At 69.7% G+C, this 26,449-nt stretch carries 19 protein-coding genes; 10 read left to right on the plus strand and 9 right to left on the minus strand.

Annotation, left to right across the window (positions count from 1 at the left end; all coding sequences use genetic code 11):
• Positions 1-945, minus strand: coding sequence for an alpha/beta fold hydrolase (locus V5F75_RS04870; RefSeq protein ID WP_394033354.1), 945 nt, complete (start codon positions 943-945; stop codon positions 1-3).
• 234 nt (positions 946-1,179) lie between these two features.
• Between V5F75_RS04870 and V5F75_RS04875 the strand changes: the two genes are divergently transcribed.
• The 7 genes from V5F75_RS04875 (at position 1,180) to V5F75_RS04905 (ending at position 10,565) form a co-directional block, all read left to right on the plus strand.
• Entirely contained in the window at positions 1,180-1,668 is a 489-nt protein-coding gene (locus V5F75_RS04875; RefSeq protein ID WP_394033355.1) for an Hsp20 family protein, read from the plus strand.
• A 132-nt stretch (positions 1,669-1,800) separates the two neighbouring features.
• A complete protein-coding gene (locus V5F75_RS04880) occupies positions 1,801-2,787 on the plus strand; it encodes an NAD(P)-dependent oxidoreductase (protein WP_394033356.1) in 987 nt (328 codons plus the stop codon).
• 156 nt (positions 2,788-2,943) lie between these two features.
• Positions 2,944-3,717 (plus strand): amino acid ABC transporter ATP-binding protein, encoded by a 774-nt coding sequence (locus V5F75_RS04885; RefSeq protein WP_394033357.1) that lies wholly within the window; start codon positions 2,944-2,946, stop codon positions 3,715-3,717.
• Between the two features lie 41 nt (positions 3,718-3,758).
• Positions 3,759-5,357: an ABC transporter substrate-binding protein/permease gene (locus V5F75_RS04890; RefSeq protein WP_394033358.1), complete on the plus strand. Its 1,599-nt coding sequence runs from the start codon at positions 3,759-3,761 to the stop codon at positions 5,355-5,357.
• Positions 5,358-5,502: 145 nt separating this feature from the next.
• Positions 5,503-6,117: a TetR/AcrR family transcriptional regulator gene (locus V5F75_RS04895; RefSeq protein WP_394033359.1), complete on the plus strand. Its 615-nt coding sequence runs from the start codon at positions 5,503-5,505 to the stop codon at positions 6,115-6,117.
• A gap of 198 nt (positions 6,118-6,315) precedes the next feature.
• A complete protein-coding gene (locus V5F75_RS04900) occupies positions 6,316-7,413 on the plus strand; it encodes an efflux RND transporter periplasmic adaptor subunit (protein ID WP_394033360.1) in 1,098 nt (365 codons plus the stop codon).
• Positions 7,414-7,442: 29 nt separating this feature from the next.
• Entirely contained in the window at positions 7,443-10,565 is a 3,123-nt protein-coding gene (locus V5F75_RS04905) for an efflux RND transporter permease subunit (protein ID WP_394033644.1), read from the plus strand.
• A gap of 109 nt (positions 10,566-10,674) precedes the next feature.
• On the opposite strand, the gene V5F75_RS04910 is transcribed toward V5F75_RS04905, so the two are convergent.
• Together V5F75_RS04910 and V5F75_RS04915 are read right to left on the minus strand one after the other, a co-directional pair.
• Entirely contained in the window at positions 10,675-11,250 is a 576-nt protein-coding gene (locus V5F75_RS04910; protein ID WP_394033361.1) for an HdeD family acid-resistance protein, read from the minus strand.
• A 365-nt stretch (positions 11,251-11,615) separates the two neighbouring features.
• Positions 11,616-12,791, minus strand: a complete 1,176-nt coding sequence (locus tag V5F75_RS04915; RefSeq protein WP_394040913.1) for a L,D-transpeptidase — start codon at positions 12,789-12,791, stop codon at positions 11,616-11,618.
• Between the two features lie 256 nt (positions 12,792-13,047).
• Here V5F75_RS04915 and V5F75_RS04920 point away from each other — a divergent pair, with 256 nt between their 5' ends.
• The 3 genes from V5F75_RS04920 (at position 13,048) to metH (ending at position 18,984) form a co-directional block, all read left to right on the plus strand.
• The gene (locus tag V5F75_RS04920; protein ID WP_394033363.1) at positions 13,048-14,097 is read left to right on the plus strand and encodes an ArsR/SmtB family transcription factor; all 1,050 of its coding nucleotides are present in this window, start codon (positions 13,048-13,050) and stop codon (positions 14,095-14,097) included.
• The gene (gene metF, locus V5F75_RS04925) at positions 14,097-15,065 is read left to right on the plus strand and encodes a methylenetetrahydrofolate reductase [NAD(P)H] (RefSeq protein WP_394033364.1); all 969 of its coding nucleotides are present in this window, start codon (positions 14,097-14,099) and stop codon (positions 15,063-15,065) included. Before V5F75_RS04920 ends, metF begins: the two co-directional genes overlap by 1 nt.
• Positions 15,066-15,219: 154 nt before the next feature.
• Positions 15,220-18,984 carry a methionine synthase gene (gene metH / locus V5F75_RS04930; protein ID WP_394033365.1) on the plus strand — a complete coding sequence of 1,255 codons (3,765 nt, stop codon included), beginning with the start codon at positions 15,220-15,222 and terminating at the stop codon, positions 18,982-18,984.
• Here metH and V5F75_RS04935 read toward each other — a convergent pair.
• From V5F75_RS04935 to lptG, 6 genes are all read right to left on the minus strand, one after another.
• Complete coding sequence (locus tag V5F75_RS04935; protein WP_394033366.1) at positions 18,947-19,495, minus strand: methyltransferase family protein; 549 nt, start codon at positions 19,493-19,495, stop codon at positions 18,947-18,949. The two genes, metH and V5F75_RS04935, sit on opposite strands and share 38 nt — an antisense overlap.
• Before the next feature lie 192 nt (positions 19,496-19,687).
• On the minus strand, positions 19,688-20,575 hold the full coding sequence (gene rsmA / locus V5F75_RS04940) for a 16S rRNA (adenine(1518)-N(6)/adenine(1519)-N(6))-dimethyltransferase RsmA (RefSeq protein WP_394033367.1): 888 nt from the start codon (positions 20,573-20,575) through the stop codon (positions 19,688-19,690).
• Positions 20,572-21,606: a 4-hydroxythreonine-4-phosphate dehydrogenase PdxA gene (gene pdxA, locus V5F75_RS04945; RefSeq protein WP_394033368.1), complete on the minus strand. Its 1,035-nt coding sequence runs from the start codon at positions 21,604-21,606 to the stop codon at positions 20,572-20,574. The genes rsmA and pdxA overlap by 4 nt, the downstream gene beginning before the upstream one ends.
• Positions 21,606-22,526 carry a SurA N-terminal domain-containing protein gene (locus V5F75_RS04950; RefSeq protein ID WP_394033369.1) on the minus strand — a complete coding sequence of 307 codons (921 nt, stop codon included), beginning with the start codon at positions 22,524-22,526 and terminating at the stop codon, positions 21,606-21,608. Before V5F75_RS04950 ends, pdxA begins: the two co-directional genes overlap by 1 nt.
• A 240-nt stretch (positions 22,527-22,766) precedes the next feature.
• Entirely contained in the window at positions 22,767-25,109 is a 2,343-nt protein-coding gene (locus V5F75_RS04955; protein WP_509212141.1) for an LPS assembly protein LptD, read from the minus strand.
• A 236-nt stretch (positions 25,110-25,345) separates the two neighbouring features.
• Positions 25,346-26,437: an LPS export ABC transporter permease LptG gene (gene lptG / locus V5F75_RS04960; protein WP_394033371.1), complete on the minus strand. Its 1,092-nt coding sequence runs from the start codon at positions 26,435-26,437 to the stop codon at positions 25,346-25,348.
• Between the last annotated feature and the right edge of the window lie 12 nt (positions 26,438-26,449).

Below are 26,449 nucleotides of genomic sequence, written 5' to 3' on the forward strand. Positions count from 1 at the left end.
TCAGGCCACCGGCGTGCCGGGGATGAAGGCGTCGAAGGCGGCCCAGAACTGGGCGCGGAAGAAGTCCTGTTCCATCAGGATCTCATGCCGCGCGGCGGGCACCACCACCTGGGCGCCGGCGATGAGGCGGGTGGCCAGGTGCTCGATGGCGGGGTTTGAGACCACCTGCTCGCCGCCGGCGGCCACCATCAGCAGCGGCTGGCGGATCTCGCGCACCACCTCCGGGTCGGCGAGCTGGTCCATGGCGCGAAAGGCGGCGTGGAGCCAGCCGTTGGTGGGGGCGCCAAGGCCGAGCTGGGGGAAGGCCCGCACCATTTCCGCCGTCCGGCCGTAGCGCGCGGGATCGGAGGTGAGGCGGTTGCGCGCGAACGGCACCTCGGTGATGGGGGTGCCGCGCCCGCCGGGCACGAAGGCGCGGGCGAGGCCGCACCAGGAGAGCGTCGTGACCAGCGCGCGCACTAGGCGCGGCACGGGAAGGGCGTCGATCCGCAGCATGGGCGCCACCAGCACCATGCGGTCGAACCAGCGCCGCCCCGCCACCACCGACTGGAGCATGACGGCGCCGGCCATGGAATGGGCGATGGCGAAGTGGGGCGCCGGGCAATCGGGCAGCAGCACCTCGCGGGCGAAGGCGTCGAGATCGAGCTGGTAGTCCGCGAAGCGGCGCACGTGGCCCTTGCGCGGGTTGCGCCGCAGCCGCTGGGAGCCGCCCTGGCCGCGCCAGTCCAGGATCGCCACCGCGAAGCCGCGCGCGCGCAGCTCGCGCACCACCTCGTAATATTTCTCGATGAACTCGGCCCGGCCAGTGAAGATGGCGACCGTGCCCTTCAGGCCGCTCTCCGGCATCCAGCGCGCGTAGCGCAGGCGCACGCCGTCCGCGGCGACGATCTCTCCGGTGACGGCGCCCTCGGGGACGGGATTGCTCGGGATGGAGAAGAGGCTCATCGCGTCTCGGCTCGGGCTGCGCCGGCCACGCCGGCCGGATGAGGGTTACACGCTGGCCCGCCCGGCCACAATCATCTCGCGCCCGCGCGTCCGGTTCCGCGCCTGCTCCGGAGCGGGCCTTGACGGCCCGCGGGTGCGTTCCCACCTACGAAAAGGCGCCGGTCATGACGACGGCGCCACACCTCGGGCCCGGCTTCGGCGGGCCCTGCATGTCGCTTCGAAGGAGGATATGCCATGCGTACGTTCGATCTGTCTCCCCTGTACCGCAACACCGTCGGCTTCGACCGTCTCTTCTCGCTGCTCGATTCGGTCGGTGGCGTGGATGCGGCCCCCACCTACCCGCCCTACAACATCGAGCGCACCGGCGAGAATGCCTATCGCATCACGGTCGCGGTGGCGGGCTTCACCGATGCCGAGCTGAGCATCGAGGTGAAGGAGAACACCCTCACCCTGAAGGGCGAGAAGAAATCCGGCGCCGATGCGGAAAACGCCCAGGTGCTCTATCGCGGCATCGCCGCGCGCGCCTTCGAGCGCCGCTTCCAGCTCGCCGACCATGTGGAGGTGAAGGGCGCGGCCCTGGAGAATGGCCTGCTGCACGTGGATCTCGTGCGCACCATTCCCGAGGCGAAGAAGCCCCGCGTCATCCCCATCAACACCCAGGCCGAGGCCCCGAAGCCGCTCGAAGGCAAGACCATCGAGACGGAGGCTCCGAAGGCTGCGTGATCGCGGCATCGACGGTGTGCATTATGACGGCGGCGCGGGAGCGCCGCCGTTTTTGCGTCGGCGCCCTTGATCGTGGCGGCGGAAGGGCCGAGGAAAGGGGCTTCGTGCCCGCCCGTTGAAGGATTGTCCCCCGTGGCTCCCGCGCCCAAGGTTCTCGTCACCACCCGCCTGTTCGATGACGCCGCCGCCCGCCACCTCGCCGCCCACGGCTTCGAGGTGGTGCCCTCGGGGCTCGCCCCCGATGCCCTCGACACGGACATCTCCGACGCCGACCTCGACCGCCTGCTGGAAGGCGCCGCGGGCTGGATCGTCGGCCAGCGGGCGGTGACGCGGGCGGTGCTGGAGCGCCATCCGGGGCTGAAGGTCATCGCCCGGCGCGGTGTCGGCTATGAGCGGGTGGACGCGGGCGCGGCCGAGGCGCTCGGCCGGGTGGTGACCATCGCCGCCGGCGCCAACGACGCCGCGGTGGCGGACCATACCCTGGCGCTGATGCTGGCCGTGCTGCGCCGCCTGCGCGAGAGCCAGGCCGCGCTGGCGGCCGGTGACTGGCGGGTGGTGAGCGGCAGCGACCTCTACGGCAAGACGGTTGGCCTCGTGGGCTTCGGGCGCATCGCGCGGCAGGTGGCCCGCCGGCTCCACGGCTTTGACGTGCGGGTGCTGGTGGAAACCCCCCGGCCCGATTTTTCGGTCGCCGGCGTCACCTTCTCCACCTTGCCGGAACTGCTCGCGGCGAGCGACCTAGTGAGCCTGCATGCCCCCCTGGGCCCTGAGACGCGCCATCTCCTCAATGCCGGGACCCTCGCCCTGCTGAAGCCCGGCGCGGTGGTGGTGAACACCGCGCGCGGCGGGCTGGTGGACGACGCGGCGCTGCTCGCGGCGCTTGAGGCCGGGCGGCTCGGCGGCGCCGGGCTCGACGTGTTCGAGGCAGAGGGCGATCCCGCCCTGCGCCCGGTGGCGCAGGCGCTCGCCGCCCGCCCCGATGTGGTGGCGAGCGCCCATGCGGCCGGCTCCAGCCGCGAGGCGCTGGCGCGCGGCAACATGATCTCGGCCCATTGCATCGTCGCCGTGCTGGCCGGCGGCGAGATGCCGGCCGGCTGCGTGGTGGCCGACGGGCGCTGACCCGGCGCCCGCAGATTGCGAAGCCCGTCCAGGGGTTTGCGAGGGTTGCGTCGCCGAAGGAGGAGCTTTCGTCCGGCGCGCGCTCGGTCATGGGCGTGTCACCTGTCGCCGTTACCCCGGTGTCCCATGGGGTGAACTGGCTGCAGGGGGCGGGTGATGGAGCCGATCGTGCGCGTCGATGACGTGCGAAAGTCCTACGGCGCCTTGGACATCCTCAAGGGGGTGAGCTTCCAGATCGAGGAAGGCGACCTCGTGTCCATCATCGGTCCCTCGGGCTGCGGGAAGTCGACCCTCCTGCGCTGCCTGAACGGCCTCGAAAGCCTTGATGCCGGCGTGATCGAGGTGTGCGGCGTGGCGCTGAAGCGCGCGCCCGGCGCGAAGGGCGCCGGCCCGGCGGGGACCGCCGAGCTGGAGCGTGCCGCCCACCTGCTGCGCAAGAATGTCGGCATGGTGTTCCAGAGCTTCAACCTGTTCCCGCACAAGACGCTGCTGGAGAACGTGATGCTCGCGCCCATGGTGGTGAAGGGCATGCGGAAGGACGAGGCGGAGGCCAATGCCGAGCGCCTGCTCCAGAAGGTGGGCCTGGGCGAGCGGCTGGAGCACTACCCCATCGATCTCTCGGGCGGCCAGCAGCAGCGCGGCGCCATCGCCCGCGCGCTCGCCATGGCGCCCAAGGTGATGCTCTACGACGAGCCCACCTCCGCCCTTGATCCCGGCTTGGTGGATGAGGTGCTGGACGTGATGAAGGAGCTGGACCGCGAGGGCATGACCCAGATCGTGGTGACCCACGAGATGCGCTTCGCCCGCGATGCCTCCGACTACATCATCTACATGGAGAAGGGGGAGATCATCGAGATCTCGGACGAGGACGAGATGTTCTCGAACCCCAAGGACCCGCGCACCCGGCAGTTCCTGCGCCGGTTCCTGTGATGCGCGCCGCTCTCTTCCTCCGCTCCCGCTTGGGGTCCGCCATGCGTCGACTGCCTTCGAGCCTCGCCCGCCCGCGCCTTGCCGGCCATGTGCCCGCGCTGTTCCTCGCCGCCTGGGCGCTCGTCCTGGCGCTGGCCTGCGGCGGGCCCGCCGCGCGGGCCGAGACCGCCGCCCCGGCGGCCACGCCGGCGCAGCCCTCCGGCCCCCCGCTGCGCTACGGCGGTGATGGCACCTCCGGGGCGCCCTACATCTTCAAGGATCCGGCCGACCCGAACCGCACCGTCGGCTTCGAGGTGGACATCATGGAGGAGATCGGCCGCCATCTCGGCCGGCCCGTGGTGTTCGTCCAGAACGACTGGAGCAACCTGATCCCCGGCCTCGACAACGGCCTCTACGACGTGGCCCTGAGCGGGCTGGAGATCACTCCCGCCCACCTGGCGGGCGCGGATTTCTCCATTCCCTACTACACCACCTTCGGCCAGATCGTGATCCGCCGGGGCGAAACGCCGGTGGACGGGCTCGTCGAGCTGAAGGGCAAGAAGGTCGGCACGCTGAAGTCGAGCCAGATGGAGTACGTGCTGCGCAAGGTCGGCGGCATCGACGTGCGCACCTATGACGAGGAGATCGACGCCTATTCCGATCTCAAGCTCGGCCGCCTCGATGCCACGGTGATGGATTTCCCCATCGCCGTCTACTACGCCCTGCCGGACCGCGAGCTGCAGTTCACGGGCCCCATGGTCGGCCGCATCGAGTACGGCATCGCCATGAAGAAGGGGGCGGACCCGGAGCTGCTCGCCGCCGTCAACACCGCCCTCTCGCAGATGGAGGCGGACGGCAGCCTGCACGCCATCCTCGACTCCTGGGCGCTGTGGTCGCCGATGATGGCGCAGGTGACGGGCGACGCCAAGCCCATGACCGCCCAGCCGGTGAACTACGATCATTTCGTCGCCGCCACCCAGCCCTCCGGCTGGAAGGCGCAGCTGGAGCGCTACGCCCGCTTCCTGCCGCAGCTCGGCTGGGCGGCGCTGATGACCATGGAGATCTCCATCCTCGCCATGGTGCTGGCGGTGGGCCTCGGCGCGGGGCTGGCCCTGTGCCGGGTCTATGGCGGCAAGCTGCTGGACCGGCTCGCCCAGGTCTATATCGAGATCGTGCGCGGAACTCCGCTGCTGATCCAGGTGCTGTTCATCTATTACGGCCTGCCCAAGATCGGCCTCCAGCTCGACCCGTTCGTGGCCGGTGTGCTGGCGCTGGGCCTGAACTACGCGGCCTATGAGGCGGAGAACTACCGCGCGGGCCTGCTCGCCGTGCCGCGCCACCAGATGGAGGCGGCGGTGGCGCTCAACATGACCGAGCGCCAGGCGCTGCGGAACGTCATCATCCCCCAGGCGGCGCGCATGGTGCTGCCGCCCACCACCAACGACTTCATCTCCCTCATCAAGGATTCGTCCCTGGTGTCGGTGATCTCGCTAGTGGAGCTCACCAAGACCTACGAGCAGATCTCCACCACCTATTACGACTATTTCGGCACCGGCATCCTGGTGGCGGCCATCTACCTGCTGCTGGGCCTGCCCTTCGTGCGCCTCGCCCACTGGGCCGAGAAGCACGTGAGCCGGGGCATGAGCCGCTCCAACCAGTGATCCCATCGGCCCCGGTCCTTGACCGGTGCCGGGCGGGTCCGCTCAAGCGCCGCGCCTCGCTCCGGCGGGGCGCCGTTTGGCGGTTGCGCTCTTGCGTCCTGATGTCTGATGAATTATGAAATTCGTCAGTTCAGCGGAGGCGAGCGTGAACGTCAGGCACAGGGAGACGGCGGAGGAAACGCGCGAGCGGATCGCGCGGGTGGCGGAAGACCTGTTCCGCCGCATGGGCTTCGCCAAGACCGCGGTGGCGGACATCGCCGCCGAGCTCGGCATGTCGCCGGCCAACGTCTACCGCTTCTTCCCCTCCAAGACCGCCATCGTCGCCACCATCTGCCAGCGCTGCCTGGGCGAGATCGACCGCGAGGCATCGGCCATCGCGGCGGGGCCGGGCACGCCGCAGGCGCGCATCGCCGGCATCTATCTCGCCATGCTGCGCTACCACAAGGCGAACTTCCTGGACGAGCGGCGCCTGCACGACATGGTGCAGGTGGCCATCGAGAACAACTGGGACAATATCGAGGCCCACAAGGAGCATATCCGCCTCCTGGTGGCCCGCGTGCTGGAGGACGGGATGCGGGAGGGGGTGTTCGTGCCCCACGATTCGCAGGTGGTCAGCCGGCTGATCCTGGGTGCGATGGTGATGTATTGCCATCCGATGCTGGTGGCCCAGCATATCGACGACGACCTCGATGCCGGTCTCAAGGCCACCATCGCCTTCCTGCTGCGGAGCATCGAAGTGCGGCGCTCGCCGCTCGAATAGCCGGATGCGCGGGCCGTTTCCGGCGTCGTGCGTCCATTTTGTGACGATTATCGAAAGTCGTCAGCGTTGAACCGTAACCGTTCAATCAACAGGGTCGGTGCCATGGCCTTCCTCTCCCGCCGTCCGTCGCCGCTGCGTCGGCCCGCCGAAGCCTCCCGACCGTCCCGGATCGCCGCCGGGGGAGTGGGGTTAGCCCTTGTGCTCGCTGTCGCCTCCGCCCTTGCCGGCTGTGGCGAGCAGGCTCCCGCCCAGGGCGCGGCGGCACCCGCCCGCCCGGTGCAGGTGACCCGCGCGGAACTGCGCCCGCGCGAGGCGGAAAAGACCTTCGTGGGCGTGGTGCGCGCCCGGCGCGAGATCGACCTCGCCTTCCGCGTGGGCGGCAAGGTGGTGCAGCGCCGGGTGGAGGTGGGCGACCGCGTGGCGCCGGGCGACCTCATCGCCCGCATCGATCCGGAAGACCTGAAGCTGGAGGTGGAGAGCGCCCGCGCCGAGCTGGCCGCCGCCACCGCCAACCTCGCCCAGACCTCCGCCGACGACGGCCGCTACCGCTCCCTCACCGCCAAGGGCGTCGCCTCCAATGCCGAGCTGGACCGCAAGTCCCTCGCCAAGGAAGAGGCGGTGGGCCGGCTCGAGCGCGCCAAGCGGGCGCTGGAGCTGGCCGAGAACCGGCTTTCCTACGCCGATCTCATCTCCGACACGGCGGGCGTGGTGGTTTCCACCTCCGCCGAGCCGGGGCAGGTGGTCTCGGCCGGGCAGACCATCGTGCGGGTGGCGCGGCTCGATGAGAAGGAGGCGCTGGTGGCCCTGCCGGAGACCGCCCTTTCCGCCGCCCGCGGCTCCGATGCGAGCGTGACCCTCTGGGCCGAGCCCAACCGCCGCATCGCCGCCCGCCTGCGGGAGTTGTCGCCGCAGGCCGATCCGGCCTCGCGCACCTATGCCGCCCGCTTCACCCTGGACGGCACCGACGAGGCCGTCGCGCTGGGCATGACCGCGACCGTGGTCCTGAGTCCGAAGGACCGCGCCAGGGTGGCCCGCCTGCCCCTCTCCTCCGTGTTCGACAAGGGCCACGGCCCCCGCGTGTTCGTGGTGGACCCGTCGAGCCACACGCTGGTCGCGCGGCCCGTGGAAGTGGCCGGCTACACCGATGATTCCGCCTTGATCTCCAAGGGTGTGGAGCAGGGCGATCAGGTGGTGGTGCTCGGCGTGCAGACGCTGGAGCCGGGCCAGAGCGTGCGCACCGTGCCGGCGAAGGGCTCCACCGCCACCGCCGCCCTCGCTCCGGAGGCGACCCCGTGAGCGACGCGCCCCTTCCCCCCGATTCCGCCGTGCCCGGCCCCACGCCGGAGGAGCGGAAGGCGCTGGCGAGCCCCTTCAACCTCTCGCGCTTCGCCATCACCCATCGCGCGCTCACCCTGTTCGCCATCATCCTGCTGGGCGCGGCGGGCTTCTACTCTTACCTGAACCTCGGCCGGGCCGAGGACCCCTCCTTCACCATCAAGGTGATGGTGATCTCCGCCGCGTGGCCCGGCGCCACCGCCTCGGAGATGCAGGCCCAGGTGGCCGACCCCATCGAGAAGAAGCTCCAGACCCTGCCCCACCTCGACCGGGTGGAGAGCTATTCGCGCCCCGGCGTCTCCTTCGTGCAAGTCTACCTGTCGGACACCACGCCGCCGGCGGCGGTGAAGGACCTGTGGTACCAGGTGCGCAAGAAGGTGGGGGACATCCGGGGCGACCTGCCCCAGGGCGTGGTCGGCCCCGGCTTCGACGACGAATACGGCGACGTCTATTCCGCCGTCTACATGCTGAGCGGGGAGGGGGCGACCCCGGCCGAGCTGAAGCGGCAGGCGGAGATGATCCGCCAGCGCCTGCTGCGCGTGGCCGACGTGGAGAAGGTGGACCTCATCGGCGAACGGCCGGAGCGCATCTACATCGAGTTCTCCCACGCCCGCCTCGCCACCCTCGGCATCACCCCCGCGCAGATCTTCGACAGCGTGGCGCGGCAGAACGCGGTGGTGGCCGGCGGCGCGGTGGACACCAAGGCGGACCGCATCAACCTGCGCCTCACCGGCGCCTTCATCGGCGCGGAAGCCATCGCCGAGGTGCCCATCAACGCCGGTGGCGCCCTGGTGCGGCTCGGCGACATCGCCACCGTGAAGCGCGGCTACGAGGACCCGCCGGCCTTCCTCATCCGCCAGCACGGGCGGCCGGCGCTGGGCATCGGCGTTTCCATGGCCCAGGGCGCCAACATCCTCACTTTGGGCGGGGAGCTGAAGGCGGCCATGGCGGAGGCCATGGGTGAGCTGCCGGTGGGCATCGACGTGGTGCAGGTGGCGGACCAGCCCCACATCGTGGGCGAATCCGTGGGCGAGTTCCTGAAGACCTTCGCGGAGGCGCTCGCCATCGTGCTGGTGGTGAGCTTCCTGTCCCTGGGCCTGCGCTCGGGCATCGTGGTGGCGCTCTCGGTGCCGCTGGTGCTCGCCATCGTGTTCCTGGTGATGTTCGCCTCCGGCATGGACCTCCACCGCATCACCCTCGGCGCCCTCATCATCGCGCTCGGCCTTCTGGTGGACGATGCCATCATCGCCATCGAGATGATGGTGGTGAAGATGGAGGAGGGGTGGGACCGCTTCTCGGCCGCGAGCTTCGCCTGGACCTCCACCGCCTTCCCCATGCTCACCGGCACGCTGGTGACGGCGGCGGGCTTCCTGCCGGTGGGCTTCGCGCGCTCATCCTCGGGCGAATATGCCGGCGGCATCTTCTGGGTGGTGGGCATCGCGCTGGTGGCGTCGTGGTTCGTGGCGGTGCTGTTCACGCCCTATCTGGGCACGGTGATCCTGCCCGACATGAAGGGCCGGCACGCCGCGCACGATCTGCACGACGGGCGGCTCTACCGCATGCTCAGGGCCATGCTGGAGGCGTGCCTGCGCCACCGCGTCATGGTGATCGGCGCTACCGCGGGGCTGTTCGCCCTTTCGGTGGCGGGCTTCGGCTTCGTGCAGCAGCAGTTCTTCCCCACCTCCACCCGCACCGAGCTGTTCCTGGAGATGCGCCTGCCGGAAGGCACCTCCATCGAGGCCACCCAGGCCACCGCGAAGAAGGCCGAGGCCCTGGTGGGGGCGGATGCCGACATCCTTTCCTCCACCACCTACATCGGCCAGGGGGCGCCGCGCTTCTGGCTGGGGCTCAATCCGGTGCTGCCCAATCCGAATTTCGCGCAGATCGTGATCGTGACCAAGGATCTCGCCGCCCGCGAGCGCATCAAGGCGCGGCTGGAGCGGGAGGTGGCCGAGGGCGCCCTCTCCGAGGCGCGGGTGCGGGTGGACCGCTTCGTGTTCGGCCCGCCGGTGGGTTTCCCCGTGCAGTTCCGCGTGGTGGGGCCGGACCCGCTGACGGTGCGCGACATCGCCGAGAAGGTGCGCGGCGTGATGGCGGCGGACCCCGCCATCATCGAACCGCACCTCAACTGGGGCGAGCAGGTGAAGTCCATCACCCTCGCCGTGGACCAGGACCGGGCCCGCGCGCTGGGCACTACCCCGCGCGACCTCGCGGAGACGCTGCAGACCCTGCTTTCCGGCTACACCGTCACCCAGTATCGGGAGGGCAACCTGCTCATCGGCGTGGTGGCGCGCGCGGTGCCGGAGGAGCGGGTGGACTTGGAGCGGCTCGGCGCCCTCACCGTCACCAACCGCAACGGCGTGGCGGTGCCCCTCGGCCAGGTGGCGCGCATCGCCTATGCCAGCGAGGAGCCCATCCTGTGGCGGCGCGACCGCGACCTCGTGCTCACCGTGCGCGGCGACGTGAAGGACGGCGTGCAGCCCCCGGACGTGACGCTGCGCCTGCTGCCGAAGCTCGCCGCCCTCAAGCAGGCGCTGCCGGCGGGCTACCGTATCGAGACCGGCGGCTCCATCGAGGAAAGCGCCAAGGCCAACAAGTCCCTGGCGGCGGTGTTCCCCATCATGATCATCGTGATGCTCACCATCCTGATGGTCCAGCTGCAGAGCTTCTCGCGCCTCGCGCTGGTGATCGCGACCGCGCCGCTCGGGCTCATCGGCGCCGCGGCGGCGCTGCTGCTGACGCACCAGCCGTTCGGCTTCGTGGCCCTGCTGGGGCTCATCGCGCTGGCCGGCATGATCATGCGCAACACGGTGATCCTGGTGGACCAGATCGACCACGACATCGCCGCTGGCGCTACGCCGCATCAGGCCATCGTGGAGGCGACCCTGCGTCGGGCGCGCCCGGTGGTCCTCACCGCGCTGGCGGCGGTGCTGGGCATGATCCCGCTGGCGGAAAGCGTGTTCTGGGGGCCCATGGCCATCACCATCATGGGCGGGTTGCTGGTGGCCACCGCCCTCACCCTGCTGGTGGTGCCGGCGCTCTATGCCACCTGGTTCCGGGTGAAGGTGACGGACGCGCGGGGCCCCGCGCCGCTGCCCCACCCGGCTGAATGAGGCGTCCGCGCCGGCATCGCCCCCGTCGGCGCGCGTGACGTCTTATGCGTGCGGCCCCGGTCCTCGCCGACCGGGGCCGCGCTGCATTCTGTGGTGCCTCGGCGGGCGTTCAGGCGGCCTTCTTGCGCAGCGCGAGGCCGAAGAAGACCGTGCCGACCCCGTTGACGATGAGGTCGATGCCCAGGAACAGGCCGAGGATGTAGAGCGAGTTCACCGGCCAGTGGGCGATGATGATGGCGCCCAGCAGCAATGTGACGAGGCCGGAGAAGACGATGAAGACCCAGCCGCTGCCCGCGCGCGAGCCGAGCCCCGCGGCGATGCGGACGATGCCTTCCACCGCCAGCGCCACGCCGATGAGCAGGGTGATGACGTCCGCGCCGAGCGCCGGATGGTACATGATGAGGCCGCCCGCCACCACGTAGAGCACGCCCGCCAGCAGCCAGTAGAAGAACTGGCCCCAGCCCTGCACCCGGAACGCATGGATGACCTGGACCACGCCGCCGACGAGGATGAGCGCACCCACGTAGAGGGTGACGCCCAGGGTGAACAGCAGCACGTGGCCGAGCGCGATGAGGCCCAGCACCACGAAGGCGATGCCGAGGGCGACGAACCACCCCCAGTTGGCACGGATGGCGTGCAGGCGATCGGCGACCGCAGACGCCGGAGTGGACGCAGACATTGTCATGTTACCGTCTCCAGGTGGGAGCCCACACGCCGCGCGTGGGCGCGCCCCTCGCCGGCGATCATACAGGATGAGGCGCACGCATAGAATGTGGCCGAAGTGTGCAGAGCACAAGACGGCGAGGCTCGGCGGCGCCGGCGCCTGGGCGCGCCGAGGGAGGGGATTCGCCTTGGGTGTCGCTGATGCGGGGGGCGTAATCGCGGATTGGGGGGAGCCGCCGCCTGCCGGCGGGCTGCGCCGTTCAGCGGCTTACTGCTCCATACCCATGCCGCCGCACCGGAAGCCTCAGGCCCGGAAAGCAAAAAAGGCGCGCCAAGTGGGCGCGCCTTTTTCATTCTTTTCAGGGGTTCTGCCGCGAAGGCTGCCCCTCAGTGCTGGGCGACGGGGCCCGCGGGCGGCAGGGCGCCGCCGGCCGCATTGGCCTGCACCGCGGAGGAGGTCTTCGGCAGGATCACCACCTTGGTGCCCGTCTTCACGCGGTCGTAGAGGTCTTCCACGTCGTTGTTGAGCATGCGGAAGCAGCCGGAGGACACGAACTTGCCGATGGTCTGCGGCTCGTTGGTGCCGTGGATGCGGTAGACGGTGCCGCCGAGATACATGGTGCGCGCACCCAGCGGATTGCCGGGGCCGCCGGCCATGAAGCGCGGCAGGTAGGGCTGGCGCTGGATCATCTCCGCCGGCGGGCGCCAGTCGGCCCATTCCTTCTTGCCGGTGATTCGCTCGGTGCCGGACCAGGTGAAGCCGTCGCGGCCCACGCCGATGCCGTAGCGGATGGCCTTGCCGTTGCCGACCACGTAATAGAGGTAGGTGTTCGGAGTATCGATGACGATGGTGCCGGCCGGCTGGGTGGTCACATAGTCCACCGTCTGGCGGCGGAAGCGATCCGGCACCGGCTCGGCGGGGTCCACGTCCTCGATGCGGGGGCCGGAGGGGGCCTCCTGGGTGCCGGGCACTACCGCCGCGTTGGTGCTGTAGACGCCGGCGGGCGGCGCCGCAGGAGTAGCCGAAGCGCCGCCATACCCGGCCTGGTTGCCGTATCCGCCCTGGTTGCCCTGGCCGCCATAGGCGTAGCCGGGCGCGCTCTGCTGCTGGGCGCCGTAGCCCTGCTGCGCCGCGCCGCTCTGGTAGGCGGGCTGGCCGCCATAGGGCTGCTGCGGATAGGGCACGGGCGCGGGCTGCGCCGACGCGGTGGTGGGCGCCTGGCCGTAGCCGCTGCCGGACGTGGCCGGCTGCGGATAGGGCGACTGCTGATAGGCCGTGCCGCCGCTCGGCGTGTTGTAGGACGGCGCCTGCTGGTAGCCGGGCGGCGCGGAAACCTCGGAGCGCTCCACGTCGTCGCTCACGCGGGTGGGCGTGCGGGCATAGGGATCGCTGTAGCCGGGAGGCGCCGAATTGTAGCCGCCGCTCACCGCGCCGGGCGGGACCGTGCCGGTCTCATCGCCGGCCTGGCTGGTGCCATAGCCCGAGTTGTGCACGCCCTGCGCAAGAGCGGGCGCGGAGAAAATCGATGCCCCGAAGGCGGCGAGGAGGAGTTTCTGGCGCAACGTCATGAGATCGGAGTTAACCCTGAAACGTGACGAAATTGGAAACGGCGAAGCAGAAATTTCGGCACGCTGAGGTTGAGGCTGTACGCCCGTCGCCGCCCCGCGCGACATCGGGCACAAACCCTCTTGATCGCGTGTAGCGCTGCCTTGGCGGGCACGCAACGCACGAGCGTGCAACGCCGCATATCGTGATCGGTATGGCTTGTGCGGGCCTCGCGCCTTGAAATGGCGTTGCAATAGATATAAAGATATCTTTATGTCTTCCTCCGAGGCCGCTGCCCATCTCTCCTTTCCCGCCCTGCTCGATGCCCTGAAGGCGAGCGGGGAGGATACCCGCCTGCGCCTGCTGGCGGTGCTGGGGGAGGCGGAGCTGACGGTGTCCGACCTCACCGAGATCATGGGCCAGTCGCAGCCGCGCATCTCGCGCCACCTGAAGCTCCTGGCCGAGGCGGGGCTTCTGGAACGCCACCGCGAGGCGAGCTGGATCTTCTACCGCCGCACCGGGGAGGGCCCCCTGGCGCGGGTCGCCGCCCGCCTGCTCGACCTTATAGATCCCGCCGACCCCGTCCTGGCGCGGGACCGCGAGCGGCTGGAGGCGGTGCGCGCGGCCCGCGCCGCCGCCGCCCAGGCCTATTTCGCCGCCCACGCGCGCGAGTGGGACGAGCTGCGCCGGCTCCATGTACCGGAGGCGGCGGTGGAGGCGGCGGTGCGCGCCGCGCTTTCCGGCGCGCCGATCCGCGCGCTGCTCGACCTCGGCACCGGCACCGGGCGGATGCTGGAGCTGTTCGCCGGCGACATCGAGCGCGGCATGGGGCTCGACCTTTCGCCCGAGATGCTGGCGGTGGCGCGCACCAACCTGGAGCGCGCGGGCCTGCGCCACTGCCTGCTGCGGCAGGGCGATGCCTATGCGGTGCCGGCGGCGCGGGATTCCTTCGATGCGGTCATCGTCCATCAGGTGCTTCATTACCTGGAGGACCCCGGCCGGGCGCTGGCCGAGGCGGCGCGGGTGCTGAGGCCCGGCGGCCGCCTGCTGGTGGTGGATTTCGCGCCCCACGACCTCGAGTTCCTGCGCGAGGCGCACGCCCACCGGCGGCTCGGCTTCGCGCGCGAGGCGGTGGAGGGGTGGCTTGCCCAGGCCGGGCTGGTGCCGGAGCGGTTCGAGACGCTGGCGCCGGGGCATGACGCGGGATTGACGGTTTCGCTGTGGCTGGCGCGCGATCCGCGCCCCGCGGCGGGGGACGAGGGGGCCGGCAAGGCCCGGCCGACGCCGGCCGGGACGGGCGCGGCCGACAGGGAGGTGGCGTGATGAGTGGGCAAGTGCAGGCGGGTCCCGTGCAGGCGGGCCCCGTGCAGACCGGCCCGGTGCGGGCGAGCCGCGAGACGGAGCGCGCGCCCGTTTCCGTCTCCTTCGAGTTCTTTCCGCCCAAGACCGAGGAGATGGAGAAGACCCTCTGGGCCTCCATCGGCCGGCTGGCGCCCCTGAGCCCCGAGTTCGTCTCGGTCACCTACGGCGCCGGCGGCTCCACGCGCGAGCGCACCCACGCCACGGTGGCGCGCATCGCGAAGGAGACGAATCTCGCGCCCGCCGCCCACCTCACCTGCGTCGCCGCCACGCGCGCGGAGGTGGATGCGGTGATCCGCGCCTATGGCGAGGCGGGGGTGAAGCACATCGTCGCCCTGCGCGGCGACCCGCTCACCGGGGTCGGCACAAGCTACGAGCCGGCGCCGGGCGGCTATGCCTATGCCGCCGATCTCGTGGCCGGCATCAAGCGTATCGGCGATTTCGAGGTGTCGGTTTCCGCCTATCCGGAGAAGCATCCCGAGAGCGCGAGCCTCGACGCCGACATCGACGTGCTGAAGGCCAAGGTGGACGCCGGCGCCACCCGCGCCATCACCCAGTTCTTCTTCGAGAACGACGTCTATTTCCGCTATCTCGACAAGGTGCGGGCGCGCGGCATCGACATTCCCATCGTGCCGGGCCTTCTGCCGGTCACCAACTTCAAGCAGGCCTCCAGCTTCGCCACACGCACCGGGGCGAGCGTGCCGGCCTGGCTGCTCAAGCGCTTCGAGGGGCTGGACGACGACCCCGAGACGCGCAAGCTCATCGCCGCCGCGGTGGCGGCGGAGCAGGTGACGGACCTCGTGGACCGGGGCGTCGACGACATCCATTTCTACACGCTGAACCGCGCCGACCTCGTCTATGCCATCTGCCACCTGCTGGGGCTGCGGCCCGGCGCGGGCGCGCCGGCGGCAGCGCGGGCCGCCGCGGGCTGAGACCTTCCCGAAGGCGCCGGAGCCCAAGGCCCAGAGCCCGTGGCTCAGAGCCCTCGTCCCGGCGCCCTCGTCCCCGGCGTCTTCTCGCGTATCATCCTCATCCGAGCGAGGCGGCCTTCGGGCCATGCCCCGAGCCTCAAAGAGACCGAAGCTCATGTCCGTCCCCACGTCCGTCGAGACCCCCGCCGCCCACACGCCCGCCACCGCCGCCGATGTCTGCGCCGCGCTCGCGGCCGCCGCGCGGGAGCGCATCCTGGTGCTGGACGGCGCCATGGGCACCATGATCCAGGCCCTCAAGCTGGACGAGGCCGGCTATCGCGGCGCGCGCTTCAAGGACTGGCCGCGCGACGTGAAGGGCAACAACGACATCCTGAGCCTTACCCAGCCGGATGCGGTGCGCGAGATCCACCTGAAGTATTTCCGCGCCGGCGCCGACATCGTGGAGACCAACACCTTCTCCGGCACCTCCATCGCCCAGGCCGACTACGGCATGGAGGAGATCGTCTACGAGCTGAACCTCGACAGCGCCCGCCTCGCCCGCGAGGCGGCGGCGCTGGCGGAGAAGGAGGACGGCCGCCGCCGTTTCGTGGCCGGCGCCTTCGGCCCCACCAACCGCACCGCCTCCATCTCGCCGGACGTGAACGACCCCGGCTTCCGCGCCGTGACCTTCGACGAGCTCGCCAAGGCCTATGGCGAGCAGGCGCGCGGCCTCATCGCCGGCGGGGCGGACATTCTCCTGGTCGAGACCATCTTCGACACGCTGAACGCCAAGGCGGCCATCTTCGCCATCGAGGGCCTGTTCGACGAGCTGGGCTTCCGCCTGCCGGTGATGATCTCCGGCACCATCACGGACCTTTCGGGCCGCACCCTCTCGGGCCAGACGCCCAGCGCCTTCTGGTATTCGCTGCGCCACGCGCAGCCCTTTTCCATCGGCCTCAACTGCGCGCTGGGGGCGAAGGAGATGCGCGCCCACATCGCCGAGATCGGCCGGGTGGCGGACACCTTCGTGTGCGCCTATCCCAATGCCGGCCTGCCTAACGAGTTCGGCCTCTATGACGAGAGCCCGGAGGCCATGGCCGAGCTGGTGGGCGAGTTCGCCCGCTCCGGCCTCGTCAACATCGTGGGCGGCTGCTGCGGCACCACGCCGGACCATATCGGCGCCATCGCCCGCGCGGTGGCGGGCAAGGCGCCGCGCCCGCTGCCGGAGGTGGAGCCACGCCTGCGCCTCTCCGGCCTGGAGCCGTTCGAGCTGACCCGCGAGATCCCGTTCGTGAACGTGGGAGAGCGCACCAACGTCACCGGCTCGGCGCGCTTCCGCAAGCTCGTCACCAACGGCGACTTCCCCGCCGCGCTCGCGGTGGCGCGCGACCAGGTGGAGAGCGGCGCCCAGGTGATCGACATCAACATGGACGAGGGCCTCTTGGACAGCGAGGCCGCCATGATCACCTTCCTCAACCTCGTCGCCTCCGAGCCCGACATCGCCCGCGTGCCGGTGATGGTGGATTCCTCCAAGTGGGAGATCATCGAGCAGGGGCTGAAGCGCCTGCAGGGCAAGGGCATCGTCAACTCCATCTCCCTCAAGGAGGGGGAGGAGGCCTTCCGCGAGAAGGCGCGCCTCGTGCGCCGCTACGGCGCCGCCGTGGTGGTGATGGCGTTCGACGAGACGGGGCAGGCCGACACCTATGCGCGCAAGACGCAGATCTGCAAGCGCGCCTACGACATCCTGACCGGGATGGGCTTCCCGCCCGAGGACATCATCTTCGATCCCAACGTGTTCGCGGTGGCCACCGGCATCGAGGAGCATGCGGGCTATGGCGTGGACTTCATCGAGGCCACCCGCTGGATCCGCCAGGGGCTGCCGCACGCCCACATCTCGGGCGGCGTCTCCAACCTCTCCTTCTCCTTCCGCGGCAACGAGCCCGTGCGCGAGGCCATGCACGCGGTGTTCCTCTACCACGCCATCCAGGCGGGCATGGACATGGGCATCGTCAATGCCGGCCAGCTCGCCGTCTATGACGAGATCGAGCCGGGCCTGCGCGAGGCCTGCGAGGACGTGGTGCTGAACCGCCGCGCGGACGCCACCGAGCGCCTGCTGGCGCTGGCCGAGGGCTTCAAGGGGCAGGGCCGGGAGAAGAAGGAGGCCGACCTCACCTGGCGCACCTGGCCGGTGGAGAAGCGCCTGGAGCATGCCCTCGTCAACGGCATCACCGATTATGTGGAGGCCGACACCGAGGAGGCCCGCGCCCAGGCCGCGCGCCCGCTCCACGTCATCGAAGGCCCCCTGATGGCCGGCATGAACGTGGTGGGCGACCTGTTCGGCGCCGGCAAGATGTTCCTGCCCCAGGTGGTGAAGTCCGCCCGCGTGATGAAGCAGGCGGTGGCCTATCTCATGCCCTTCATGGAGAAGGAGAAGGCCGAGATGGGCCTTTCCGCCGCCTCCGCCGCCGGCAAGGTGCTGATGGCGACCGTGAAGGGCGATGTCCACGACATCGGCAAGAACATCGTGGGCGTGGTGCTCCAGTGCAACAATTACGAGGTCATTGATCTCGGCGTGATGGTGCCCACCGCGAAGATCCTGGAGACGGCCAAGGCGGAGAAGGTGGATGTGATCGGCCTCTCCGGCCTCATCACCCCCTCCCTCGACGAGATGGTGAACGTGGCCGCCGAGATGGAGCGCGAGGGCTTCGAGGTGCCGCTGCTCATCGGCGGCGCCACCACCTCCCGCGTCCACACCGCGGTGAAGATTGCGCCCCGCTATGAGCGCGGGCAGGCGGTCTATGTCACCGATGCGAGCCGCGCCGTGGGCGTGGTCTCGAACCTGCTCAACACCGAGACCCGCGGCTCCTATGTGGCGGGGATCCGCGCCGAATACGCCAAGCTCGCCGACGCCCACGCCCGCGCCGACGCGAACAAGCAGCGCGTGCCCCTCGCCAAGGCGCGGGAGAACGCTCTGAAGCTGGACTTCTCCGGCTACGTTCCGCCCCGGCCGGCCTTCCTCGGTACCGAGGTGTTCGAGGATCACGACCTTGCCGACCTCGTGCCCTTCATCGACTGGACGCCCTTCTTCCAGTCCTGGGAGCTGACGGGGCGCTATCCGGCGATCCTCCAGGATCCGGTGGTGGGCGGGCCGGCCCGCGCCCTCTTCGAGGATGCCCAGGCCATGCTGAAGAAGATGGTGGAGGAAAAGTGGGTGACCGCCCGCGCCGTCATCGGCTTCTGGCCGGCGAACGCGGTGGGCGACGACATCGTGCTGTTCCGCGACGACACCCGCGCCAATCCGCTCACCTCGCTGCACACCCTGCGCCAGCAGCTCGCCCGCCGCGAGGGGCGCTTCAACCTCGCGCTCTCGGACTTCGTGGCGCCCATGGAGAGCGGCGTGGCCGATTATGTGGGCGGCTTCGCGGTCACCGCCGGCGTCGGCGAGGACGAGCGGGTGGCTGCCTTCAAGGCCGCCAACGACGACTATTCCGCCATCCTGCTCAAGGCCCTGTGCGACCGCCTCGCGGAGGCTTTCGCCGAGCGCATGCACCATCTGGTGCGCACCAAGTATTGGGGCTATGCGGCGGACGAGGCGCTCTCCAACGACGAGCTGATCGCGGAGGGGTATCGCGGCATCCGCCCGGCGCCGGGCTATCCGGCCCAGCCCGACCACACGGAGAAGGGCACGCTGTTCTCCCTGCTGCACGCGACCGATGCGGTGGGCATCCACCTCACCGAGAGCTTCGCCATGTGGCCGGGGGCGGCGGTCTCGGGCCTCTACTTCTCCCACCCGGAGGCGGCCTATTTCGGCGTCGGCCGCATCGAGCGCGACCAGGTGGAGGACTACGCCGCCCGCAAGGAATGGACGGTGGCGGAGGCCGAGAAGTGGCTTGCCCCCATCCTCAATTACGACCCCGCCCGGAAGGCGGCGGCGGAGTGAGCGGCCGCGCTGGGCCGATCCAGCGCGGCACCCGCGCCGCATAGGCGGTGAAGGCGGGGCCGAACCGGGCCGCGAGGTGCCATTCCTCGCGGCGGGCGGCCAGATGGTCGGTGGCGAGGGCGGCGGCCAGCGCCGCCGCCGCCAGCCAGGCATTGAGGAGCGCGAGGCCGAGGCCCAGCACCAGCAGCGTGTTGCCGAGGTAGATGGGATTGCGGGTGAGCGCGAACGGCCCGTGGGTGACGAGGTGGTCCGCGCCCCGGTGGGGCAGGATGTTGGTGTGGGCGCGGTGAAGCGTCGCGACGGCCCACAGGTCGAGCCCGAGCCCCAGGAGCGCGACGCCCGCCCCGCCGGTGCGCATGGGCAGGCCCGAAAGCGCGGCCGGCCAGCCCAGGGGCAGCAGCCAGCCGAGACCGAGACCCGCGATCAGGGCCGCGCCATAGATCATCGGCGGCCACGGCAGGCTATTGGGCCGGCGCGCGAGGGAGGAAGGGACTTCCGATCCGGGGCTCATGCCAACGGCTCGCCAGGGTGGCTTAGGGGCCTGCTCATGGGCCTTCTGTCCCGCTTGCGCGGCGCGGCCCCGAGGCCGGGGGCGATGATATCAAGGGTGCGCGCTCCTGGCGAGGCCGCGGGCTCGCCAGGGAAGCCGGATCGAGACAGGCCCGGGCCGCTGTGCATGCCGGATGTGCGCCCGGCCGGCGGGTTACCCTTCGCTGAGCCCCTTGAGCGCTCCCCACGGCACGTTGCCCCGGCCTTCCGCATAGGCATTGGCGAGGGCCACGAAGCCGGCGACGTCGATCTCCTCGGCGCGCGCGGTCTCGGCCACGCCGGCGGCGGCGAGCAGTGGCATCGGGTCCACGCCCAGGGATTTCAGGCTCTGCCGCAGCATCTTGCGGCGCTGGCCGAAGGCGGCCTCCGTCACCCTCTCAAGGGCGGCGAGGGCGCAGGGCAGGGGTTCCGCGCGCGGCACCAGATGCACCACCGAGGACGTGACCTTGGGCGGCGGCACGAAAGCGGAAGGCGCCACGTCGAACGCGATGCGCGCCGTGGTGCGCCAGCCCGCGAGCACAGCGAGGCGGCCATAGGTCTTCGAGCCCGGCGGGGCCACGATGCGCTCGGCCACCTCCTTCTGGAACATCAGCGTGAGCGACGAGAACCACGGCGGCCACGGGTCCGTGGAAAGCCAGCCCACCAGCAGCAGGGTCGCCACGTTGTAGGGCAGGTTCGCCACCACCCGCGCCGGGCCCTCGCCCAGGTGGGGCCGCACGTCCACCTTCAGCGCGTCGCCCTCGATCACCTCCAGGCGGCCGGGATAATGGGCCGCGATTTCCGCCAGCGCGCCGAGGCAGCGCGGGTCGCGCTCGATGGCGACCACCTTGCGCGCGCCGAGCGCCAGAAGCGCCCGCGTGAGGCCACCGGGTCCGGGCCCCACCTCCACCACCGTCACCCCCTCCAGGGGCCCGGAGGCGCGGGCGATGCGGCCGGTGAGGTTGAGATCCAGAAGGAAGTTCTGGCCCAGCGACTTCCGGGCGGAAAGGTCATGCCGGCGGATGACGTCGCGCAGGGGCGGCAGGTCGTCGAGGGCGCTCACGCGGGGGGGGCCTCGCAGGAATGGGCTTCGGTGTCGGCGAGGCGCCGGGCGAGCCGCAGGGCGGCCATCAGGCTCGCCGGATTGGCGCGGCCGGTGCCGGCGATGTCGAAGGCGGTGCCGTGGTCCGGCGATGTGCGGATGAAGGGCAGGCCCAGGGTCACGTTCACCCCGTCATGGAAGGCCAGGGTCTTGGCCGGAATGAGGACCTGATCGTGGTACATGCCCACCACCACGTCGTAGCCGGCCCGCGCTTCCGGGTGGAAGAGGGTGTCGGCTGGCAGGGGCCCGCGGGCGTCGATGCCCTCGGCCACGAGCCGCGCCACCGCCGGGCGCACCACCTCCTCATCCTCGCGGCCCAGGGTGCCGTCCTCCCCCGCATGGGGATTGAGCCCGGCGAAGGCGAGCCGCGGCATGGGCAGGCCGAAGCGGCGGCGCAGGTCCGCGGCCACGATGCGGCCGGTGTCCACCAGCAGCTCCACGGTCACGAGGTCCGGCACCTGCCGCAGCGGCACGTGGATGGTGGCCGGCACTACCGCGAGAAGCGGCGACCAGATCATCATCACCGCGCGCGGCGCGGGGCCCGCACCTTCCGCGGCACGGGCGGCGAGATATTCCGTGTGGCCGGGGAAGGGGAAGCCGGCGGCGTACATGACTGACTTCGCCAGCGGGTTCGTCACCAGCGCGGCGGCGCCGCCCCCGCGCACGAGATCCAGCGCGGTATCGAGGCTGGCGCGCACGGCGGCAGCGCTGGTGCCATCGGGCCGGCCCGGCGCGGCGGTGACGTGTGGGCCGGCGCGGACCACTGGCAATGCGTTCTCGAACACTGCCGCAGCCTCTTCCGGCGCGCAGGCCGCGACGGGCACGCCGAGCCCCAGCCGCTCGGAACGGGCGGCGAGAAGCCATTCGTCGCCGACGACGAAAAACGCCGGCAGCCGATCACGCGCGCGCCACGCCATCAGCGCAAGCTCAGGGCCGACACCAGCCGGCTCGCCGGCGGTGAGCGCGAGAAGACGCTGGGCGGGTTGCGGCATCAGTTGCGATACTGGATGAGCGCGCCCTTGCGCAGGTCATCCATGAGCTTCTTGGATTCCGCGGTGAACTGCTTGGTGGAGAGCTCGTCCTTGATCTCGCGCTTCTGCGAGCTTTCGCCCCGCACCTCGCGCTTGTCGCACACGGCGAAGGTCTCGACGCCCGACTGGCTCACCTCCGGCGGGGTGAGGCGGCCGACCGGGGTCTGGTCGAGGATCTTTTGCAGGTTGGGCGGCATCTCGGATGAGAGGCGCAGCACCTGCGGGCGCACCACCACCTCCTTGAGGCTCTTCGCCGCCTCCAGGCCCGCCTCGCAGCCGTTGAAGCGGGCACGCAGGGCATTCGCCTCCTGCAGCCGCGCGCCGTAGCTGTTGGCCTTGCGGGGCACCACGAAGATGATGGGGCGCAGCGCATATTCGGTGGAGACCAGGGTGGTCTGGCCGCGCTGCTGAAGCGCCGCCGCCACGTCGGCGTCGCGGATGGTGACGTTGCCGGAACGGCTGCGCACGTACTGGCCCCAGACATAGTCGGCCGCGAGCTTGGTCTTGAAGGCCTGGGCGTCGAGACCGGACTGGGCGAGGCCCTGGGTGAGCTGCTCGGTGGTGCGGCCGGAGCGCTCGGCCACCGAGGCATACATGCGGTCGATGTCCTTCTGCTCCAGGTCGGTCTGCAGCTTGCGGGCCTGCTGGATCTTGATCCGGTCGTCGATCAGCTCCTGCAGCGCCTCCTTGGCGGAGAGGCTCTTCTTGTCGAGCAGCTGGTGCAGGCGCTGGCGCTGCGCGACATCATAGGAGGTGATGGGCTCGCCGTTCACCATCACCACGATCTGCTGGGCGCGCGCGGCGAAGCCGGAGCCGAGGAACGGGATCAGCAGGCTGAGCGCGAAGATGATCGCGGGGGCGAGACGGTGAGGAATGCTCATGGTCCTTTCCGAAGCGTGGCGGGTGCCGGCACCGGCCCTGAAAGCGGACGGCGCGACGCCACCTTCCACTTTTTCCCGCGTCCTGTGGCGGCAATGGGGCCAAGCGATCCGGCGCACCGATCCGCCCCGCCACCCGGCCCCGCAGCCAGCCGCGCCGCGGAGACGGAGCTCTGGCCCAATGCCTCTCGGGCATCGAATGTAGCGCCTCGCCAGCCGGCGCTCAAGGCGCCGGCCACGGTGCTACTGGAACAGGCTGTTCGAGGAACCGGAGCCGGAGCCGGAGCCCATCGAGGTCGAGATCCCGCTTTCGCCCAGGGTGCGCAGGCCGATGCGGAGCATCAGCTTGGTGACCGGAGAGGAATTGGGACCGTTGATGCTGTAGTCCTGGATGTAGTTGAAGTTCAGCGTGAAGCAGTCGTCCTTATAGCCTACGCCCAGCAGGGTGTAGTCCATCTCGGACTGGGCGATGTCGTAGCGCACGCCGCCGTTGAGGGTCCAGAAGTCGTTCAGCTTGTAGGACGCGGTCGTGTAGACGCCCTCGCGCAGGTTGTAATAGCCGAGCAACGGCTGCGCCTCGTATCGGCCGTAGGTGACCGACACGCTCAGCTTGTCGACGGCGACGCGGCCCTGAAGCTCCAGCCGCTGCAGCGACCAGTCCACATTGTCGAAGCGGAAGCGGGAGATGAGCTCCAGGTTGCTGGTGGGCGAATAGCTCACCCGGGCGATGTAGTCGGAGGCGTTGGTCTCCAGGCCGGATTCGAGGCCGGTGTTGGCCATGTCTCCGTAGGCGAAGGAGTTCTTGCCGAACAGGTTGTAGGACTGGCCGACCAGGGCGCTCAGGGTGCCGAAGCCGTTGACGTTGGCCGTATAGGTCAGGCCCACATTGGCGCGGCTGCCGCCCTCGACCCGGTCATAGCCGGAATATTTGTTGATCTCGAAGAGGTTGGTGTCGTCGAACACCAGGCTCTGGGCATCCTCGTTGGGGAAGGAGCCGATGTCGGTCTCGTTCGGGCGGATGATGATCTGCGCCCGCGGCTCGATGGTCTGGGTGCCCCAGCTTTCCATCGAGATGAAGGGGTAGCGGTAGTCCACGCCCACCGCCGGCATGGCGCGGATGAGGTCTTCGCTGCCGGACTGGAGGGGATTCTGGCCGGGCAGGGTCGGCCCGTACATGTAGTTGTAGGGCAGGGCGCCGACGTTGACCGAGGCCACGTCCACCCGCGCCGTCACGAACGGGGTCCACATCTGGCCCCAGGAGTCCGTGATGGTCTTCTTCCAGTAGAGATCGCCGGAAAGGCGCGTGTAGTCGCCGGGAGCGCCGCGCAGCAGGCACTGCGCCGCATTGGGATTGGCGAGCGTGCACGAGCCGGTGGGCACGCCGGTGGCGCCGCCGCTGGACCACAGGGAGGAGGTGCCGAGGAAGGCGGCCTCGTCGCGGGTCATGCTGGTGAGGTTCACCTTGAAGCCGGATTCGCCGCCCCACAGTGGCTTGTCGAACACCTTGGAGTAGTTGAGCGTGCCGACGATCGGGATGGTGTCCTGGTTGTCGGTCACCGACAGGCCGAGGAAGTACAGCCCGCGCAGATCGAAGAAGGAGCGGTCGCCCTGGCCGGTGAGGTAGGCGGTGGAGATCTTGGTGGTCACCGAGTCGCCGATCAGGTCGTAATCGCGCAGGAAGGTGCGATCGGACGCGAGGGTGCCGTCCCAGCCGAAGGACCAGAACTGGTTGATGGCGAAGTTGCCGGTGGTCTGGATGGCGCCGCGATTGTCCCTGTAGCCGGGCAGGGGGTCGGACGCGTTGTTCATGAACGCTTCCTTGTCCTCCTGCATGATCCCGGCGGCGCGGATGGCGTAGCTGCCGTTGATCAGGCGCTGGCGCCATTCGCCCTGCATCAGCAGACCCTGCTTGGAGGTGTATGCCGGGGTTATGGTCATGTCGCGGTCGGGCGCGATGTTCCAGAAGAAGGGAATGCCCACCGCGTAGCCGATCTGGCTCGAGGTGAAGAAGTCCGGCGCGAGGAAGCCGGTCTTGCGCTTCACCGTCGGGTCAGGCGACGACATGTACGGGAAGTAGGCCATGGGCAGGCCGAAGAACTCCAGCGTGGCATGCTCATAGTAGATCATCCGCTCGTCTTGGTTGTGGATGATCTTCTTGGCCCGGATCTGCCACAGCGGCGGACGTGTGGGGTCTTCCCGGCACGGCTCGCAGGCGGTGTAGACGCCGTTCTGCAGCACGGTCACGTTGCCTTCCGTGCGGTCGGCCCGCGCGGCGGCGAAATGGGTCTTGTCCGGCGTGTCGAGCCGCAGGGAATTGATGAAGCCCTGCTTGAAGTCCTGGGTTAGCTCGAGATTGTCGGCCGTGACGATCTTGCCGTCCTTCTCCTTCATGCGGACATGGCCGCTCGCGCGCAGGACGTTGGCCTTGCGGTCGAGCTCGACGCGGTCGGCCTCGAGGGTCGATCCGTCGTAATAGATCTGGACGTTGCCGACGGCGGCCACCGTCTCGGCCTGGGTGTCGTATTCCATCTGGTCGGCCGTCACCAGCATCTTCTGGTTCGGGTCGAGCTGATGGTTGGGCAGCATGGTGCCGCCGAATGCCGAGGCGGCACCCGTCGTCATCCCCTGAGGGGCGGACCCTTGGGGGGCGGCGGCCTGAGTGGGGGCAGCCGTGGAGGCTCCTTGCTGCGCCGCAGCAGGGCCGACGGCGGGCGACAGGAGCAGGAAGAGGCCCATCAGAGCGGATACACGAAGACCCGCACCCCGAATCCGAAGACCGTGGCTGGAGCTTCCGAGCTCTGAGACGGGGTTCGAAGCGACCCTCATCCGTCCTCCCGATGCAACAGAATGAGAGCCCCCATAACGATTCCCGTCACCGCTGGAAACCATGCTGCAGCAACAGGATGAACAATTCCTGCTTCTCCGAGATCCTCGGCAAGCTTGGTCCCCACATAAAGCAGAAAGCCCGCGGCCACGCCACCGAGAATCGTCTGCCCCACACCGCCGAAGCGGAACACGCGCAGGCCCACCACCGCGGCGATCAGCACCATTGCCACCAGCAAAAAGGGCCGAGCCAAAAGGCTTTGGAACTGAAGCCGATACCGCGCTGCGCCAAAGCCGGCGTGTTCCGCACTGCGAATAGCCGACGGCAGTTGCCAAAATGGCACTGTCTCGGGCGCCACCAGATTGTCCTGGACCTGATTGGGGTCGAGATTGGTGGCAATGAGGTAGGTGTCGAATTTCTGCAGGTCCTGGCCGGGGATGATGACCCGTGCGTCCTTGAGAATCCACGATCCGTCGCCGAGGGTGGCGGTGCGCGCCTCCACCCGCTCCATGAGCTTTCCGTCCGTTGAGAATTCATAAACCACGACGGAAGAAAGCACCCGCCCGCCCTGCGAGGAGGCGGAGGCCTGGATGATGCTCTGGCCGTCCAGGCTCTGCTGCCGCACCCAGAAATCCTGCTTGCCGGTGATGGCGAGCGTGGGGGAGGAGCCGAAGATCTCGCTCTCCAGCTCGTTGGCGCGCTCCTTGAAGTCGGCCGAGACCGGATTGAACACGGTGGTGGCGAACACGCCGATGAGGAAGGCCACGATCACCGGCGGCGCGATGAACTGCCAGGCGGAGAGGCCCACCGCCCGCGCCACCACCAGCTCCAGCCGGCGCGACAGCAGCACGAAGGTGGCGATGGAGCCGAACAGCACCGCGAACGGCAGGAGCTGCTCGGTGAAGGCCGGCGCGCGAAAGACCGTGACCAGCGCCACCATGGCGACCGTGACATTGTCGCGGTCGGCGGTGCGGCGGGCCATCTCCAGGAAGTCGACCAGCATGATGAGGGCGACGCAGCCGAAGAAGATCAGCGCCACCGCCGAGGCGAAGCGCCGCGCGAAATAGAAGCCGAGGGTGGGGCCGATCATGGTGCAGCACCC

This window comes from Xanthobacter albus, from assembly GCF_043194895.2.
Lineage (GTDB): Bacteria > Pseudomonadota > Alphaproteobacteria > Rhizobiales > Xanthobacteraceae > Xanthobacter.

Coding starts and splice junctions, on each gene's coding strand:
- V5F75_RS04870 (WP_394033354.1), bottom strand. CDS start 945: ATGAGCCTCTTCTCCATCCCGAGCAATCCCGTCCCCGAGGGCGCCGTC.
- V5F75_RS04875 (WP_394033355.1), top strand. CDS start 1,180: ATGCGTACGTTCGATCTGTCTCCCCTGTACCGCAACACCGTCGGCTTC.
- V5F75_RS04885 (WP_394033357.1), top strand. CDS start 2,944: ATGGAGCCGATCGTGCGCGTCGATGACGTGCGAAAGTCCTACGGCGCC.
- V5F75_RS04890 (WP_394033358.1), top strand. CDS start 3,759: ATGCGTCGACTGCCTTCGAGCCTCGCCCGCCCGCGCCTTGCCGGCCAT.
- V5F75_RS04910 (WP_394033361.1), bottom strand. CDS start 11,250: ATGACAATGTCTGCGTCCACTCCGGCGTCTGCGGTCGCCGATCGCCTG.
- V5F75_RS04920 (WP_394033363.1), top strand. CDS start 13,048: ATGTCTTCCTCCGAGGCCGCTGCCCATCTCTCCTTTCCCGCCCTGCTC.
- metF (WP_394033364.1), top strand. CDS start 14,097: ATGAGTGGGCAAGTGCAGGCGGGTCCCGTGCAGGCGGGCCCCGTGCAG.
- metH (WP_394033365.1), top strand. CDS start 15,220: ATGTCCGTCCCCACGTCCGTCGAGACCCCCGCCGCCCACACGCCCGCC.
- V5F75_RS04935 (WP_394033366.1), bottom strand. CDS start 19,495: ATGAGCCCCGGATCGGAAGTCCCTTCCTCCCTCGCGCGCCGGCCCAAT.
- pdxA (WP_394033368.1), bottom strand. CDS start 21,606: ATGCCGCAACCCGCCCAGCGTCTTCTCGCGCTCACCGCCGGCGAGCCG.
- V5F75_RS04950 (WP_394033369.1), bottom strand. CDS start 22,526: ATGAGCATTCCTCACCGTCTCGCCCCCGCGATCATCTTCGCGCTCAGC.
- V5F75_RS04955 (WP_509212141.1), bottom strand. CDS start 25,109: ATGCTGCCCAACCATCAGCTCGACCCGAACCAGAAGATGCTGGTGACG.
- lptG (WP_394033371.1), bottom strand. CDS start 26,437: ATGATCGGCCCCACCCTCGGCTTCTATTTCGCGCGGCGCTTCGCCTCG.